The sequence below is a fragment of the Photorhabdus laumondii subsp. laumondii genome (assembly GCF_003343245.1).
Lineage (GTDB): Bacteria > Pseudomonadota > Gammaproteobacteria > Enterobacterales > Enterobacteriaceae > Photorhabdus > Photorhabdus laumondii.
In genome coordinates, this window is sequence record NZ_CP024901.1 from 588,954 (window position 1) to 604,768 (window position 15,815).

The window sequence follows — 15,815 nt, forward strand, 5'->3', positions numbered from 1 at the left end:
GCCAGTAAAAATAAAATGTATAAAGGATAAAAATAACGGTTAAAACCTTATGCCGATTAAAACCAGAGATTAAAAAAATGATTTTTAATAGTAGCTTAAAAGCCGTCTATCATAAATATTTCAGTGAAAAATAAGAAAAAAATTGGTTTTGTTAATGTTCATGTTTCTGGAAAAGAGGGAATATGATCATATGAGTAATTTAATCAAACAATCTATTTTCCCAAAGGAGCAGACTTTAATAATTTTTTTAAATGGTATAAATTTTTCCATAAACCAGTTAAATAATCTGTCATAAAAAAGTTCAAGTGAATGATTTAACAGAATACGAATCTGGTTAATTACAGTGTTATTATTTTTCATTTATTATGTAAAACTGTAAAATACTCTGGATTAAACGGCTTTACACTGTTTTAATCAGTTTAGTCTACGATTTGATTTAAACTATGCTGCTTTTTATGTCTTTAATGTGATCTGGGATTAAAATCAATTCATATCCTTATTTTCTAAACTTTTTTCGTGCTTTGTTAACGCTAAAATACCTGTCCAACGGTGATCACTTTTCTGGCTGATTAATCTGCTAGGCTTTTTACCCTTGCTGGTGTAATGAGGTATTATTCGATATTGAAAAAATTATCAGCAGTTTGATAACTCGGCTCAAAATTAAATTTCCTGAATCCGGCAGAATTTCGGACTCAGGTGTTATTAGCCGATTTAGTGTAAACTGTTTGATTTTATTAATCATCTAGTTATCTCATCTGGTGGTAGAAAGATAATATTGGGCGACTTTACACTTAAATTTGAGTAATTGTTTACTGCAATTCTTCATACAGAACTTTCCCTTACTTGCTGGGTATCCTACTTTTGGGGAGGCGGTTCACAGTGGTCGGGATTTACAATTAATCAAAATTTCAATGAATAAGCTTTAATAAAATCGTTGTATGTTTCATGCAGATGACAAAAATTTGCATCAGATTCAGTTTTTAGTACCTGGTACCTTTCTATCAATTTATTAAAAAGTCCTTCAGGAACAGGATATGGTTTAGGATCGTTTTTTGCGCAATAAAAGTAAAACAATGCTTTTTCCAATTCAGGAGTAGATAATTTTTCAGCTTTATTGAGCAAATAGCTAAAAGCCTCAAACCAATTAGATTCTGATAAAATCAAAAAATCTAAAGCAGTAGATTTAACAGAATTATTGTTAAAAAGATCCGAATCTAAGATTTTTTTACAAAAATCCAAACAACATTCAGAATCTTTCAATAAAAGTTCTCCTAAATAATCTATCGCATCATCAGAAGGATCTTCGTATGAATCCGCATTTACATAGCCATTTTCAAGATAACTATCTAATCCTGAAATCAACTCAATAAGCTCTATTCTTTCTGTCATTTGAAAGTTCTTGTTTGAACAGTGGCTAATCTCTTCTATCCATCAGGCTGAGCCACCTGTGCTGATACTCGCATTATGGTGTTCGGTTTTAAAATCCGCTTTTTTTGTTTGGCCTTACCGATGGTAAAACTGATCACCAATACTAGCGAGGCTGGACAGTTGATTATCCGGCTTGTTGAGAAGAACTGACGGCTAAAGGGAAGATCCCAGCGCTTAGGCTGGGATCTGTATCAACTCTATTGCAATTGCTTAATCTCTCTATCTAACCAGTTACGATGCTTTTCTATCAATAGGTGGTAATTCTCTTCCGAATAGTATTCTGTCGGTGAAAGATTATTACCAACACCTTGGACTATATTCGGTGAATCAACACTATCTCCCCAAAGGTTCCAAAACTCGTTTAATTTGAGAAGACCATATACATAATCATCAGGCAATTCATTGAGTAATAGGATATATAAAGCGACATATCTCCATTTCCTTTCTGATAACTGTATATTTATATTTTTTTTATCACATATGACTTCTAAGCTATCGATCACTTCACGATTGATTTCTGTGCAAAATGCAGCTTCAGACACCTCGACCAGAATTGAATCAGACAGATCAAGTTTTGTTAATTCATTACATGCAAACTCACTTATATTAGGAGCAGATAAACGACCAACAGGGTTTCCCTTGGCTCCAAGAAAAATCATTCCCCAATCAAGTAATTCCATTTTTTTAGCTAACAAGTACATATCATTCATCATGGTTTTGATGGCACTCCATTCACTGTTCCGCCAGTAACAAACATTCTATGGCTTACACCACCTAATTTTGGATCTACTATCCACTCAAATCGTCCTTCAACCCCATTTAATTTTCCTGGCAATTGATAAAGAGTGGCTCCATTTTTCAATTTCGTTTGTGTTGCTAAGCCAGCATAATTGTCAACAATATCATTGAAACCATGAGCCTTAGCTACTGAAGGAAATTCTTGTGTCGCTGTTGGCTTACTCTTATTTGAATAAACAGATATTTCTTTCCCATCAATATCAACAACAGTTTTATTAGGTAGTTGATCTACTTTATTTCCACTACAGTTCCTTTCTCGCCACTTCCAACCCTTTGATGCTCTAATACGTCATTTTTGATTGTCTTGTCACTTGCAATGTTTTCTTTTCCATTAGGTAGTGACTTTCCATCAAACTTACCAACCGGATGCTCAACATTCGTCACTGTGCCCTTATCCTTCGGACTAAATTTCCCTTCTCCTACTTTCCATTGCGGTGATGAACCTTCTGCTTTGCTACCCGAAACAGGATTTTTAGCCAGTGCCAAGAATGCCTTAGCCGCCACATACTGCATCACCTTCGCTTCACTGGTCGGGATGCCGCTGGTCACAATTTCAGCGGCTTTCTCCGGCGTCATTTTCTCATTGGACATAACCACATCCAACGGAACACCGAAGAAGTTCCCCCACGCTACAATCAGCCCTCTGGCTGGATCTTGGCCTTCGGGATGGGTGCCCCGTGCTTGCCTCGCCAGCTCTTCGGATATCTGATCCGGTGTTGCCCCTTCCTTGTACATCTTCATTGCCAGTGAACTCTGTGCCCGACCGTAATCCGACATCCCTTTTGGCAAGCTTAAGGCATTATTCTCCACCGCATTCTTCCCGGCTTGGGCCCCGGTAACGGCGCTTTCGGTGGAGTCACCGGCAATGCCGCCGGCCAGCCCGGCCGCCAAAGTAGAAAGAGTGCTGATGGTCTGTTTTTCCTCTTCACTTAAGTCGCTGACTTTAGCATTTTCGCCGTGAATATGCTTCATCAGTTCCCGGGCAGCCAGTTCACCGCCCGCCGCGCCTGCCGCACCCGCCAGCGCATTGTTGCCACTGACTTCGGCGGCTACTGCCCCCAGAATGGCATGGGCCAGAGTATTGGTGACGATATCGACTTCATGGGTTTTCGGGTCGGTAGTCAGGTCTTTAATCACCCCGGCCAGATAAGGAGAAGCGCCGCCTGCCAGTGCCTGACCGATATTTCCGCCCGCGAGTCCCTGAATGGCCGCGGTAGCCGCCTGTAAAGCAGTGTGGTATTTCCCACCGGTGCCCAGACCAGACTCATTCAATGCCGCGTTATAGGCGGTCTTGTAAATCTGGTCTTTAATAAGCGCCGGGGTGATGTCGGTTTTACCGTTATCCTTCAGTACTTTTATGGCCGCTTCTCTATCCGGGTCACTGATGTTCTCCAGTTTGGCGTTGGCTGCTTTGGTGGCGATAATGGCCCCTTCGGTGCTGGCGATATCAATCACCTGCGCACTGATTTCGCCAATCAGTTGGGCCTGTTTCAGCCGTTGCTGCTCTTTCTCTTTGTCAAAGATAGGGCTGAGGGCATTGTTAGCATGGTCGGTATCCCGGCTCAGGGTGGTGACATCCTGTTGCTGCTTGTCTTTATCCCGGATAATCAGGGCACCGTCGCTGACCGCGGCGTGAGTGGTGCTTTGGGCGTGGCCTTCCCGGTTAGCGCCGCCCAGGGTATTGGCCGCCAGATTACTGAGGAACATGCCGCCGGCTGAACCGCCGGTGCTGATACTCACGCTATGGTGTTCGGTTTTAAAATCCGCTTTGTTTTTGATATCGCCAAAGCCCAGTGTGCCGGTATCGAGGGTGTTTTTGTCTTTGTCTGCGGTACTGGCAATGACTGCGCCATCAAGCTGAGTATGTTCCCCCACTTTGACCTGATAGCCGCCTTTGCCGGCAAACAGTCCGGTCTGCTCCTGTACGGAGTCAAAGTTGCTGTGGATTTTGTCGCGGCTGGCGCTGAGGTTCAATGAGCCGCCCGGTTGTGGACCGAGAGTAACACTGACACCGGCACTGACGTTCTGCTGCTTCATATCGTAGCGGTTGCTGTCCTGCTCGCTGCTGAGCGTCAGGTGGCGTTTGACGTCGGCAGTAATCTGTTCGCCGCTGACCTGAGCGCCTTTGAGCGAGGCATCCCGGCCGGCGTTGAGGGTGACAGTTTGCCCCGCATCCAGCGTAGTTTCATTATGGCTGACGCCGTTACCGCTTTCACGGCCTTTGCCGTGGTTGGTGCTGGCGGAGAGATTGATTCCCGTGCCCCCCGGTCCGGCAGTGAAACCGACGCCCAGTGAGCTGCCGCGACTGCTGTTTTTGCCGGTGGTCTGTTCGGTGTTCTGGCTGGATGAGAGCTGGATATCCCGGCTGGCATTGAGTTGCAGGTCTTTGCCCGCCTGCAACTGGCCGCCCTGAATGCGGATATCGCCGTGCTGGTGTTGAGTGGTCTGGTGTTGTTTCAGTTCTGACCGGGAGGACTGGCGGCCGTAGGAGAGGCTGACACCCACCAGATTGTTGTTGGCTTTGTCGTCACCGCCTTTAGCGTCGGCCAGACGGGCTGCCTGGACTGCCTGTACCCCGCTAAGGGCGGCCTTGGTGCCCTGTAAGGCTTTGATACGGCTGTCACTTTCATTGTTAGCGGTTTGAACTGTTTGAACGGCGGAATTCAGGGCTCCGCCTGCGGTGCCGGATAGTGCCACGGTCAGGCCGCTTTGTTTCTGTTCGGTTTTGGTGATAGCGGTGTGACTGTTTTCCGCACTGGTGATGTGAATGTTTTGGCCGGAAAGTTGCGTATCGCGGCCCGCCACGACATCACTGCCGTGAATGCTGAGCTGTTTTCCGGCGCTGAATGTCACACTGCCCTGGCTGCTGCCTACCGTGCTGCCTTTGTTGAGGTTGCTGTCGATATCGGTAGTCGATTTTTGGCTGGCTTTGCCGACGGAGAAGCCGATACCGCCGGTCCCCATCAGACCCGATTTTTTCTCTTGTTTGAAGTGCGTTTCATGACGGGCTTCATCCGCGGTAGTGATGGTGAGCTGATTGCCTGCGGCCAGATGAACATCCTGAGTGCCAGCCACGTTACTGCCGATGATGTTGAGGTCATTTCCGGTTTGTAAGGTTACGCGGTCGCCGCTGAGCGTGGTGCTTTGTGCCCGGCGTTCATGCACTTCATCGTGGGTTTCGACGGAGGATTTGGAGAGTAAGCCTTTACTGGTCTGTTTGCTGTGTTCTACCAGGTCTGATGAAGCGATGTCCGCTTAAATGTGATCAAACACTTACTGTAATTCTTCATGCAGAACTTCCCCCTACTTGTTGGGTGTCCAACTTTCGGGGGGTAGTTCACTTTAGTTGGGATCTTTTTAACATTATGACGACATTAAACTTTTCCTAAAATCTTTTATGTTGAAGATAATTTATCAAACAAATAACACCACCTAGGAATATCCCCATAACAACACCTATTCCAATAGCCTCAACAATATCTTTATAACCGATGAAAAACACGCCAGTTTCAAAATAAAGAACAAATTTAACTAACAGTTTTACCGCCATGACCGTGATGAACACACCTATGCTCTGAACTAAAGACCAATATAAAAAATAGATTATAAATTTCATTTTTTATCCTTAGAGCTTAACTCATCCATGATTACTTTATTTGCAGTTTCAGAACCAACAGCTCCTACTGCACTACCAACAATGCCAGGAGCAGGGGATACTAACGGTGGTGCAGATATCGAAGGATTGATTAAATTGAATCTTTCTTTAAATCCATTTGACCAAGGATTCATTTTATTATCCAAATAGTTAGTAGTTCCCTTTGTCACTCCATAACCTACTGATGATCCTACAAACGCGCCTCCCATTGGTAACCACGGAGAATTTCCATCAATTACGCTAGAAACACCTGCTCCTAATGTATTAGTCGCAGCAGTACCCCAATACCCCATTCCTGCCGTTGCACCGCCTGTAATCAAAGATGTCCCGAAACTGGTATAGCTAAAGTTTTCTTGAGGATTGTTGTAGATGTTGTAACCTTGCATTCCTAGGTTGGCTAAGCCTGTAGTACCTACACCTATAGCTCTGTTTGCAATAGTCGTACTTCCAATCCAATTAGTAACAGCAGGTGTAGCCGTTTTAGCTAATGTCGGTAAGGCTAGAGAAATTGTTGCAATTACTGCCCGTGGGATATTATTGCTTTTCTGCAATGTATCGTAATTATCAATTACTGGGCTAATCTGGTTAAGGCTATATTCTGTTAATTTTGTACAGTCAGCGTCACAATTTGGTGATTGAATAAGCTTTATCAACTCTTCCTGTTGTTTCATCAGATAATCTTTTGAAATCTTAGTTTCAATAGCTTTTTGTTGCTGATCTTGATCAGCTTTACTAGCAACCTCAATTAAACGATTCTTTTCTTCATCAGTAGATGATGCTTTATATTTTTCCAACCATGAGGTGATCTGACCTGCCTTCAGGAAGTTGTTCTCAACCGCATTCTTCCCGGCCTGGGCCCCGGTAACGGCGCTTCCGGTGGAGTCACCGGCAATGCCGCCGGCCAGCCCGGCCGCCAAAGTAGAAAGAGTGCTGATGGTCTGTTTTTCCTCTTCACTTAAGTCGCTGACTTTAGCATTTTCGCCGTGAATATGCTTCATCAGTTCTCGGGCGGCCAGTTCACCGCCTGCCGCACCCGCCAGCGCATTGTTACCACTGACTTCGGCGGCCACTGCCCCCAGAATGGCATGGGCCAGAGTATTGGTGACGACATCGACTTGATGAGTTTTCGGGTCGGTGGTCAGGTCTTTAATCACCCCGGCCAGATAAGGAGAAGCGCCGCCTGCCAGTGCCTGACCGATATTTCCGCCCGCGAGCCCCTGAATGGCCGCGGTAGCCGCCTGTAAAGCAGAGTGGTATTTTCCACCGGTGCCCAGACCAGACTCATTCAATGCCGCGTTATAGGCAGTCTTGTAAATCTGGTCTTTAATAAGCGCCGGGGTGATGTCGGTTTTACCTTTATCCTTCAGTACTTTTATAGCCGCTTCTCTATCCGGGTCACTGATGTTCTCCAGTTTGGCGTTGGCTGCTTTGGTGGCGATAATGGCCCCTTCGGTACTGGCGATATCAATCACCTGCGCACTGATTTCGCCAATCAGTTGGGCCTGTTTCAGCCGTTGCTGTTCTTTCTCTTTGTCAAAGATAGGGCTGAGGGCATTGTTAGCATGGTCGGTATCCCGGCTGAGGGTGGTGACATCCTGTTGCTGGTGGTCTTTATCCCGGATAATCAGGGTGCCGTCACTGACCGCGGCGTGAGTGGTGCTTTGGGCATGGCCTTCCCGGTTAGCGCCGCCCAGGGTGTTGGCCGCCAGATTACTGAGGAACATGCCGCCGGCTGAACCGCCGGTGCTGATACTCACGCTATGGTGTTCGGTTTTAAAATCCGATTTTTTTGTTTAGCCTTACCCATGGTGAAACCGATCACCAATACCAGCGAGGCCGGACAGTTGATTATCCGGCTCGTTGAGAACAATTGATGGCTACAGAGAAAATCCCAGCGCCTTGGCTGAGATCTCTTTCAGATTAGTTTTCGTATTTGAAGTCTATATTGAGCTTCATTTGTTCTACATCAATAGTGACTATACAACCCGACCAATGAGGTTTTCTCTCTGAATGAACATTTTCTATAAAAAATTGTCTTAATGTGACTAATAGTTCCCTCAATCTATGATCTATTATCCCGTCTTCAGGTAAAAACCAGCGCATTTCATCGTTGGAATCGATGTAATCATATTTAAATTGACAACAATCACCTTCAGGAGATAACTCCGTATCCATAATAATTTTTTTCGCATTATCAGGAGCTGCGTTATATAACAATTGGCCGATCTCAGCATATATTTTATCATCTAGACTCATTTCTTGCCCCCAGGAACATTATCTATGTTTAATCTTATTGGCCTTTCATTATCTACCTTATAGGTAACATTAAAACTGACAGGGCGGTTACTATTATCACTATATATAGGTTGTATTTTCACATCAACCTTCTTACCTGCCTTTAGTTCTTTAGCCCAAGAATTCTCCATCTGCTTCCAGGCACCTTTATTTAAGTTTCCATCCATAGGAACAACATTTAATCGCTCGCCTGGGCCACCAAAAATACTAGCGATTAAATGCCCGCCTTCATCTCCCGGATTACCACATTTACCTGCTTTACATTGCTGATAAGTATTACGGTCATTCTTGGATAAATGTAGTGAAGTTTCGATATGGACTGGCCTGCTTAATCCATCTGTATGATAAATTTTCTCCCCGCTTGCATGTCTTACATGATAAATTTTATTGGGTTCAGGCTTATTCAGTACCTTACTCCAACCACCTTTCTTACCTTGTTCAATAAGTACAATGTCTTTCTCTGCGGTAGCTAAATTTGATTTATTAACTTGCTGATTATGAGCAGCATTAGTGCCTTTTGTACCCGTATTGCCTGTGTCTTTTGTCGCAGGCTTCTTCCCGGCTATCCCTAGTCCAATTATCCCGCTACTGCCGCCCACTTTCGGCATTACACCAAACTGTTCTGCGAACTCCTTGCCTTCAACAACCTTCTTTACCACATCTGGCAGCGACTGGTAAATCGCCTGGGCACTTTCCGCATTCTCCGCCTGCACAAAGCGGTTTAACTGTGCCATCTCCTCACTACTGAGACTGGAGAAGAAAGAAGTCCGGTTCAGGCCACTGGCGACGTCTGTTCCCGAGTTCATCATTTCCCAGACGGATACCACACAGCCCGGATTATGGGAGCAGTTATCCGCGACACCTTCCTGACGATTTTTCTCGCTACGCTCCTTAAACTTGTCGTAAATCGTCTGCTTGTTTGCGCCAGTCTTTTCTGCTTCCAGCAGTTCCTCTTTCAGTTCGTGGACATCTTTGGCCGTCAGGAAATTATTCTCCACAACAACCCATTCCATTGCGACGTTGACCGCCAAACACCGATTTTCCCAATGCCCTCAGCCAGTTACCACCCGTTTTTTCCAATGGGCGTTCACCGCCGGCCCCAAAACCCCCTGACGCGCTTTTCGCCCCCGAAGGCCGGTTTTTCCCGCCGCGCTCTGGTCAGTGTAGCGCCTTTTTCGGCAACGGGCGAACGTCGCCCAACTCGCTTGGGCGGCGGGTGCCCGTTCTGCGGGCGCGGGCGGCACAGAGCCCGCAAGCGGCGCCCCTGCGATGCTCTGAGGCACTGTGGCTTCGGTTTGCGTATGACCTTGCATGACCACGCGGTTTTGTTTTGTTCAGGGAAGCCCCCGGGGGCTGCACGGGGCGGCGATGGCGAGCACGGGAATGAGCAAGGAGCCTGCGACTGCGAACCGGGCGCAGCCAGTGCAGCGGGGTTGGGGCGGGGGGAAGTCAATGAGCGGAGGCCGCAGGCCGATCTGCCTTCAGGGTTGTTGGCCGGACGTTGGCACGGCAGCTAAAGAAGAACTCAGAGTTGCCGATGTCCGGCTCAGTCGGTTAGAGCATAAGGCGCAGCCTTGTGCGCCACACCCGCCAATGCTGACCCGCGGGGGCGCAAGACATAATGCCAATTATACGCATTAAGCCGCTCATCAATGCTCAGGCGGTTGCCCGGGCTCACCGGCGCAGTGCGTATAATTCCCCCGCATTATGTTCAATAGGCGTTGGGCGGCCTGGACCGGCTTAACGGGGACGCTCGTGGTTGAGCCGCCTGACGACTATTTACCCCCGCGTGCGCCGATGCCGACGGGCAGTCCGGCCACGGTCTGCCCCCACACCGAACCCGCCCAACTCAACGGGGGCGTGCGGACGCTCAGCGGCTATCGGCGGTTGAGGTCGGCTCTGAACTGTCCGGCGGCGTGTCCGTGTCGGCGTTATCGTCGGCGTACAGGTCGGCCAGTAAACCCACCTCATCGGCGTCGCGGACTTTTTCGTCGGCCATTTGCTCCGCCGGATGGGTGCTGGCGTGCACCGCCTGCAAGGCCCGGATAGAGACCTGCGTATACACCTGGGTTGACTCCACGCTGGCATGGCCTAACATGGCCTGTATCCAGCGCAGGTCCGCGCCGTTCTCCAGCATCTGCGTTGCCATCGCATGCCGGAACAGGTGGCAGGCACCTTTTTTCTCAATGCCGGCGGCCCGGATATAACCGCTTACGGCATTCGTGATACCGTTCGGCTGCAACCCGTCGAGACCGTCCATTGCCACGAACAGTGATTGGATGTCCGGGGTGACCAGCAGTTGCGGGCGAATCTGTTGCTGATAGAACTGGAGCCAGTTTAAGGCCCGTTCGCCGAGGGGCAATACCCGGTCTTTATTCCCCTTGCCCTGCCGGATGGTCACCGTTTTGCGTGACCCGTCTATGCTGTAGATATCGAGCCGGGCCGCTTCACTGCGTCGTATCCCGGTTGACCAGAGCAGCTCCATCAGGGCCCGGTCGCGCGCGCCCTGCAACGTATTCGGGTCAGGCAGCGACAGGATATGCTCGATTTCATCAATGCTCAGGATATACCGCGGCAGGCGTTTTTCTTCCCGCGGCAACTCAATGTCCGCTGCCGGGTTCGCCAGTATCAGGTTCTGTTTCGTCAGCCATTTGAACCATACCTGTAACGGCTGCAACTGCGTGCGTTGGGTGCGGATGCTCAGCGGCTCTCCGTTGGTCTTGCGGTACTGGTACAGGTAGCGCTGGTAACGCTCCAGTATTGGCCGCGTGATGTCCGCGGCATAGTACAGGCCCCGGTCCGTGGCCCACAGGATAAAGTGATAGGTGTGATGGGTCTGCACTTTCAGCGTGGTTTCCGACCAGTTCCGTTCCTGCCGCCAGGCCACGAAGCGCAGCAGCAGCGCATACAGGCTTTTTGGGTCATGTGCCGGACCGACAGGCTGACGGTAGACGTCATCGACGGTCAGGAGACTTCCCTTGCGGGGTTTACGGTTTGCCATGATTGACCTCCGGTTGAGATTGAGGGGCGGGCGCAGACAAGGGGCGTGTTTTCTTTTTTCCTTTTATCACGGTGTCTTCCGTTACCCCGACTTGCGGTACGCTGAACCCGTGTTCTGCCTGCCCTGATGGGGATTTTTTTACCCCAGACTTAGCCCGGACCTGGCCCAGACTTGAGGCAGACTGGCGTTCATTTAAGTCAGACTTGCTCTCATGACCTGTCGGGACGGCTGCCGGCGTTTTATCCCTGTCGGGTACGGGCAATGCGCCTCTGTGATTATTTTCCTTAATAACTGCGTTTTCATCTGCCCGGACTTGTGCCCCTGCCGGCCCTTGTTCTGTCTGGGCTGACGCGGGTTTTTCTTCCCCAGACTCAGGCCAGACTTGCCCCGGACTTGGGGAAGACTTACGACCTTCCGGGTCAGACTTGCGTTCACTGCCGGCGGTTTCTGAGTCCGCTTCTCCGACATCCAGCAGGCCGCACAGGTGGGCTGCGCCGTTGTCTTCTCCGTCCCACAGCAGTTCATAATGCAGCAGGTGCCCCCGGCTGCCGCCATGCAACAGCAGGTATTCCATTTCCGTCAGCCGTTGACAGTGGTTTTTGAGCTGGCTGTCGCTCCAGTGGGTAAAGGCGCGGATATCCCGCCGGGTAAAGCGGACTTCATTTGGCTGGCAGTGCTGGATTTGCGCCTGTGCGTTCACCATCTCTTGTATCAGCAGTAACAGCTTGCGCGTCTGCGGCGGCATTTCATCCAGCGTGCGCCCCAGCACCTCATGCGCCAGCCGGTTAGCCAGGGCAATGTCGTCCTGGGTGACTTCGATATATTCGATGACCTGCCCGCGGTGGGTGGTTTTCTTCACTTCACGTTGATACTGGTGCAGCAGGGCAATGGCCTGTATCAGCGTCAGGTATTTCATGTGGTCGCGCCGCATCCGGGTTTTGTCTGACAGGAACGTCAGTTGATGGGCGTAAGGATTGACCACTTTCAGCGGCCTTAACAGGCGCTGGGCGTTCTGGTGTAACTGCGTCAGATAGCCTTTCTCCGAGTCAGCCAGCAACCCGGCCAGCGTCTGGCGGTGCCGCTGCATGGCGTGGATAGCCTGCGTCTGCTCACGCGATTCGTTGACCGTCAGCACCAGACAGCGGTTCAGCAGCTCTTCATCCACATCAATGGCCGTCGTCGTTAACATCAGCATCACCGGTCCCTGTACCCTGTATTCCCGCGTCACCAGTTCGCCGCTCTGCTCGTTCTTGCCGGTGCTGGCGATTTTCAGCTCGCCGTCGGACTGCAACAGTTTCAGGGCATAGGCCGCCTGCCGCACCCCTTCTTCTTCGGCTATCGCCAGTATTTTGTGTTGCAGGCTGGTTTCGCCGAGGTAATACAGGCTCTGTCCGGTCATCGCCGAGTACTGGATACGCTCCTCTTCCGGCATCAGGTTCAGCACGGCATCCATCAGGCTGCTCTTGCCTGCCGCGCTGCTGCTCTGGATTAACACGGCCAGCGGTTTATCGAGTTTGCGCGAGACTGCCGCCAGATACCCGGTCAGCAGATTGGTGGATTCGCCGACCACCCCACAGGCGGCCATGTCGTTGATAATCTGTTCTGTCAGGTTCGGCGATGTTAGCAACGCCAGCGCGGCGGCTTCGTCTTCCGCGCTGACCGTCACCGCCGTTGTCCCTGAGGCTTCGGCGTCGGCTTGCTGTTGCGCGTCCTGTTGCTGCTCCAGCATCAGCAAGACCCGCCCGGCTTCGCGTTTGATGACCGACAGCTCGCATTCCAGCTCTTGCGCCGCCGTGCTGATGTAGTGCTGACGATGCCGCGCGTGATACATGTCCAGCGTATCCACATGGAACAGGCCGGACGTTTCATCCCGCACCTGCACATTGACTTTCATCACGTCCGGTACCGGGGATTTTTTCATCCCCCGTATCCGCCAGACCCGGGGGCCGCTTTTCATCAACAACTCACCGGACGCCGTGCGCTCACAGGGCACGGGGGCAACGGTCAGCGCCGGCGGGGCGGCTAAAGAAGAAGATTTAGCCACCCCGGCACTTTGGGGCTTTTCCGTCACCGTCGGCAAGACGGGCCGCTCATGGCTGAACACCGCGCCCGGCGCTGTTCCCTGTCCCAGCCAGACCGCCTGTTGCAAGGCCAGCCCCAGCGCATGTTCGGCATTGCCGCTTTTCAGCGCATAGTCATTGGCATCCATGCCCGGCGGGAACTGCACCCGCCATGCCTCGATACCGGCTTCCAGTAAGTCAGCCGCCACATTAGCCGCGCCACGGTCTCCGGCCTCGTCCCGGTCAAAGGCAATCAGCACCCGCTTCACGCCGTGATACTGCAAGGCTTCGAGATGCTCACGGTTAAACCCGTTCACCCCGAACGCGGCGATCACGTTGCGGAACCCGGCACACCAGAAGGTCATAGCATCGATCAGCGCTTCGCACAGGATAATTTCCGCAGCGGCTTTCATCGCTGCCTCATTCCAGACCCCGGCCAGTGGTGAGGACAGGTACAGATGCTTTGGGCTGTCTTTCAGCACTTTGTAATCCGGCTGGGTTCGGCGGCCATACAGTTGCAGCACCCGCCCGCGGCTGGCCACACTGGCCGATTCGGCCCAGCCAATTATCGGCACCACGACACAGCCCCGGAAGTGGTCCTGCCGGGTGGTGGTACGCAACACGCCCAGCCCCGACAGCTTGCCGCGCAACTGCTGACCTTCCTGACTGTCTTTGGACGGCAACAACCCCGCGGAACCGCTGATACCGTGATGGCCCGCATACCCCAGTTTAAAGTGGCTGACCAGTTCAGGATGGTTCAGCCCGCGCCGCTCCAGCCAGGCTTTGGCTTCCGGTGACGCCAGTAAGTGCTGATGATAAAAATCAATCACCTGATGCAACAGCGCCTGCCCGTCATCGTCCAGGTCGGCCAGTTTCGGGCGCGGCAGAGGTGCCGCCTGTGATCCCGGCGGGGCGGCTAAAGAAGAAGCGGCCACAACCGCATTGTCCATATCCGGCAACCCGGCCAGCTCCCGCAGCCGGCGGATAGCGATTTTCAGCGTCACCCCTTCCGTTTGTATCACCCAGTCCAGCACCGATCCCGCTGCGCCACAGCCAAAGCAGTGATACAGGTTCTTAGCAGGCGATATCACCATTGAGGGCGTTTTCTCGTTATGGAACGGACAGCGCAGCACATAATCCTCACCGCGTTTTTTCATCGGACGGCCTTGCTTACGCGCCAGCCCCAGTAACGAGACGGTTTGCTTTAAGCGGGCTAAATCGGTATCGGGAACGCGGGTCATCAGTGACCTCCTGTAAAAACCTGTCAATAGGGTTTGGATAAAAATAACTCGACAATCATATACTACAGCTGGTAGTATTTACAACAGTAAGATGTAAAACATGTTGTAGATTAGGGTCATTCAGTCACTTTTTACATCGGTAACAACGACTATGGCCGCCTCCATCAGTAGTGAAGAACAGGTATTTATGATGACGTTAGGTCAGCGGATTTCTGCCCTGCGTAAACACGCCGGACTTACACAAGCGCAACTGGCTCAGGCACTGAACGTTTCTCAGCAAGCGGTTCAGTCATGGGAAGCGGGCAGAAGACGGATCCAGATCTCTGTTCTGCCTGAGATAGCAAAGTTACTTTCCGTCTCGCTCGAAGAACTGTTCGGCGAAGAGAGCGACACGATCCCCCGTAAACGGGGACCGGCTTCACGGCTTGAGCAACAGATACAGATTATCAGCCAGTTGCCCCGCGCTAAGCAGAAGCTGGTTTCAGAGATGCTGGATGCGGTAATTGCACAGGCACAACAGTAAAAGACAGACAGCTAAGAGAAAGGATTTTTTTACGCGGATGGAGCAGGCGGCAACCTGCCACAACCGCTAACCACAACCAACTAAGCAGGAGTTGATTTATGGCTAACCGCGATTGTAATGCAGATTTAGCGATTTCAAAAGCCCGGCGCAGCTATAAGGTGGGGTATGCCCGCACCCGCCACGAAGACCGCAGCACCGGTATGACCCGCTATTACAGCCAGCACCCCAGTTTGCATCTTAAAGGCAACTGGCTGGAAGAAGCGGGCTTTGCCACCGGACAGCCAGTACAGGTCAGTGTTGAGCACGGGCAGTTGATTATCCGGCTCGTTGAGTACAACTGACGGCTCAAAAAAGATCCCAGCCAAGCGCTGGGATCTTTAGCATGACTAATTACCTTCTATCCATACTTGCTTTATCCAGCTAGCAAGATCAGGCCAACTTTCCTCGTTATAACCATCAAGCGTCCAGTACTTAATTTTTCCGTCATAATCAATACAATAATAACTGCCATTATCTTCACAGATCGGGAGCAAATTTTCAGGTAGCCCTTGCTCTCTTGCATCGCTTAACGCTTGTGACAGTTCTCCATAATATTTTTTATCACGGGTAACAGATAACAAATCTATAGTTCCGTAGAATATATTACTTATTTTTTTCAAAACCTCTTTATAATCATTTGAAAATTCGAAACCAATTTCTTTTTCATACTGAGAAATTAATTCATCATCTGGCAAATCAACATCATTTCTTTGACCATCTGATAAGCGTTCGATTTCTTCAATAACATCATTAAGTTTAGTATTCATACGTAACC

General features: G+C 50.2%; 12 protein-coding genes and 1 pseudogene. 3 read left to right on the forward strand and 10 right to left on the reverse strand.

What is annotated here, in order from left to right; all coding sequences use genetic code 11:
* Nucleotides 1-900 precede the first annotated feature (900 nt).
* From PluTT01m_RS02730 to PluTT01m_RS27355, 7 genes and pseudogenes are all read right to left on the reverse strand, one after another.
* Nucleotides 901-1,389: a hypothetical protein gene (locus PluTT01m_RS02730; protein ID WP_011144916.1), complete on the reverse strand. Its 489-nt coding sequence runs from the start codon at nucleotides 1,387-1,389 to the stop codon at nucleotides 901-903.
* A gap of 236 nt (nucleotides 1,390-1,625) precedes the next feature.
* A complete protein-coding gene (locus PluTT01m_RS02735; protein WP_011144917.1) occupies nucleotides 1,626-2,141 on the reverse strand; it encodes a DUF2247 family protein in 516 nt (171 codons plus the stop codon).
* Between the two features lie 874 nt (nucleotides 2,142-3,015).
* Nucleotides 3,016-5,472 (reverse strand): annotated as a pseudogene (locus PluTT01m_RS02740) (hemagglutinin repeat-containing protein); the annotation flags it as partial.
* A 139-nt stretch (nucleotides 5,473-5,611) separates the two neighbouring features.
* Nucleotides 5,612-5,842, reverse strand: a complete 231-nt coding sequence (locus tag PluTT01m_RS02745; protein WP_011144920.1) for a hypothetical protein — start codon at nucleotides 5,840-5,842, stop codon at nucleotides 5,612-5,614.
* Complete coding sequence (locus tag PluTT01m_RS28170; protein ID WP_011144921.1) at nucleotides 5,839-7,638, reverse strand: VENN motif pre-toxin domain-containing protein; 1,800 nt, start codon at nucleotides 7,636-7,638, stop codon at nucleotides 5,839-5,841. Before PluTT01m_RS28170 ends, PluTT01m_RS02745 begins: the two co-directional genes overlap by 4 nt.
* 163 nt (nucleotides 7,639-7,801) lie before the next feature.
* Nucleotides 7,802-8,137, reverse strand: a complete 336-nt coding sequence (locus PluTT01m_RS02755; RefSeq protein WP_011144922.1) for a hypothetical protein — start codon at nucleotides 8,135-8,137, stop codon at nucleotides 7,802-7,804.
* Entirely contained in the window at nucleotides 8,134-9,207 is a 1,074-nt protein-coding gene (locus tag PluTT01m_RS27355; protein WP_244213449.1) for a DNA/RNA non-specific endonuclease, read from the reverse strand. The genes PluTT01m_RS02755 and PluTT01m_RS27355 overlap by 4 nt, the downstream gene beginning before the upstream one ends.
* Before the next feature lie 352 nt (nucleotides 9,208-9,559).
* Between PluTT01m_RS27355 and PluTT01m_RS26790 the strand changes: the two genes are divergently transcribed.
* Nucleotides 9,560-9,817, forward strand: a complete 258-nt coding sequence (locus tag PluTT01m_RS26790; protein WP_157866891.1) for a hypothetical protein — start codon at nucleotides 9,560-9,562, stop codon at nucleotides 9,815-9,817.
* 229 nt (nucleotides 9,818-10,046) lie between these two features.
* Here the strand turns inward: PluTT01m_RS26790 and xerC are convergent, their stop codons facing one another.
* Nucleotides 10,047-11,177: a site-specific tyrosine recombinase XerC gene (xerC, locus tag PluTT01m_RS02775; RefSeq protein WP_011144925.1), complete on the reverse strand. Its 1,131-nt coding sequence runs from the start codon at nucleotides 11,175-11,177 to the stop codon at nucleotides 10,047-10,049.
* Nucleotides 11,164-14,478 carry a CHC2 zinc finger domain-containing protein gene (locus PluTT01m_RS02780; protein WP_011144926.1) on the reverse strand — a complete coding sequence of 1,105 codons (3,315 nt, stop codon included), beginning with the start codon at nucleotides 14,476-14,478 and terminating at the stop codon, nucleotides 11,164-11,166. Before PluTT01m_RS02780 ends, xerC begins: the two co-directional genes overlap by 14 nt.
* Before the next feature lie 151 nt (nucleotides 14,479-14,629).
* On the opposite strand from PluTT01m_RS02780, the gene PluTT01m_RS02785 reads away from it, so the two are divergent.
* Together PluTT01m_RS02785 and PluTT01m_RS02790 are read left to right on the forward strand one after the other, a co-directional pair.
* On the forward strand, nucleotides 14,630-15,001 hold the full coding sequence (locus tag PluTT01m_RS02785) for a helix-turn-helix domain-containing protein (RefSeq protein ID WP_041379902.1): 372 nt from the start codon (nucleotides 14,630-14,632) through the stop codon (nucleotides 14,999-15,001).
* Nucleotides 15,002-15,099: 98 nt separating this feature from the next.
* On the forward strand, nucleotides 15,100-15,342 hold the full coding sequence (locus tag PluTT01m_RS02790; protein ID WP_011144928.1) for a SymE family type I addiction module toxin: 243 nt from the start codon (nucleotides 15,100-15,102) through the stop codon (nucleotides 15,340-15,342).
* 45 nt (nucleotides 15,343-15,387) lie between these two features.
* Here PluTT01m_RS02790 and PluTT01m_RS02795 read toward each other — a convergent pair whose 3' ends face one another.
* Entirely contained in the window at nucleotides 15,388-15,807 is a 420-nt protein-coding gene (locus PluTT01m_RS02795) for an SMI1/KNR4 family protein (RefSeq protein ID WP_011144929.1), read from the reverse strand.
* Nucleotides 15,808-15,815 lie beyond the last annotated feature (8 nt).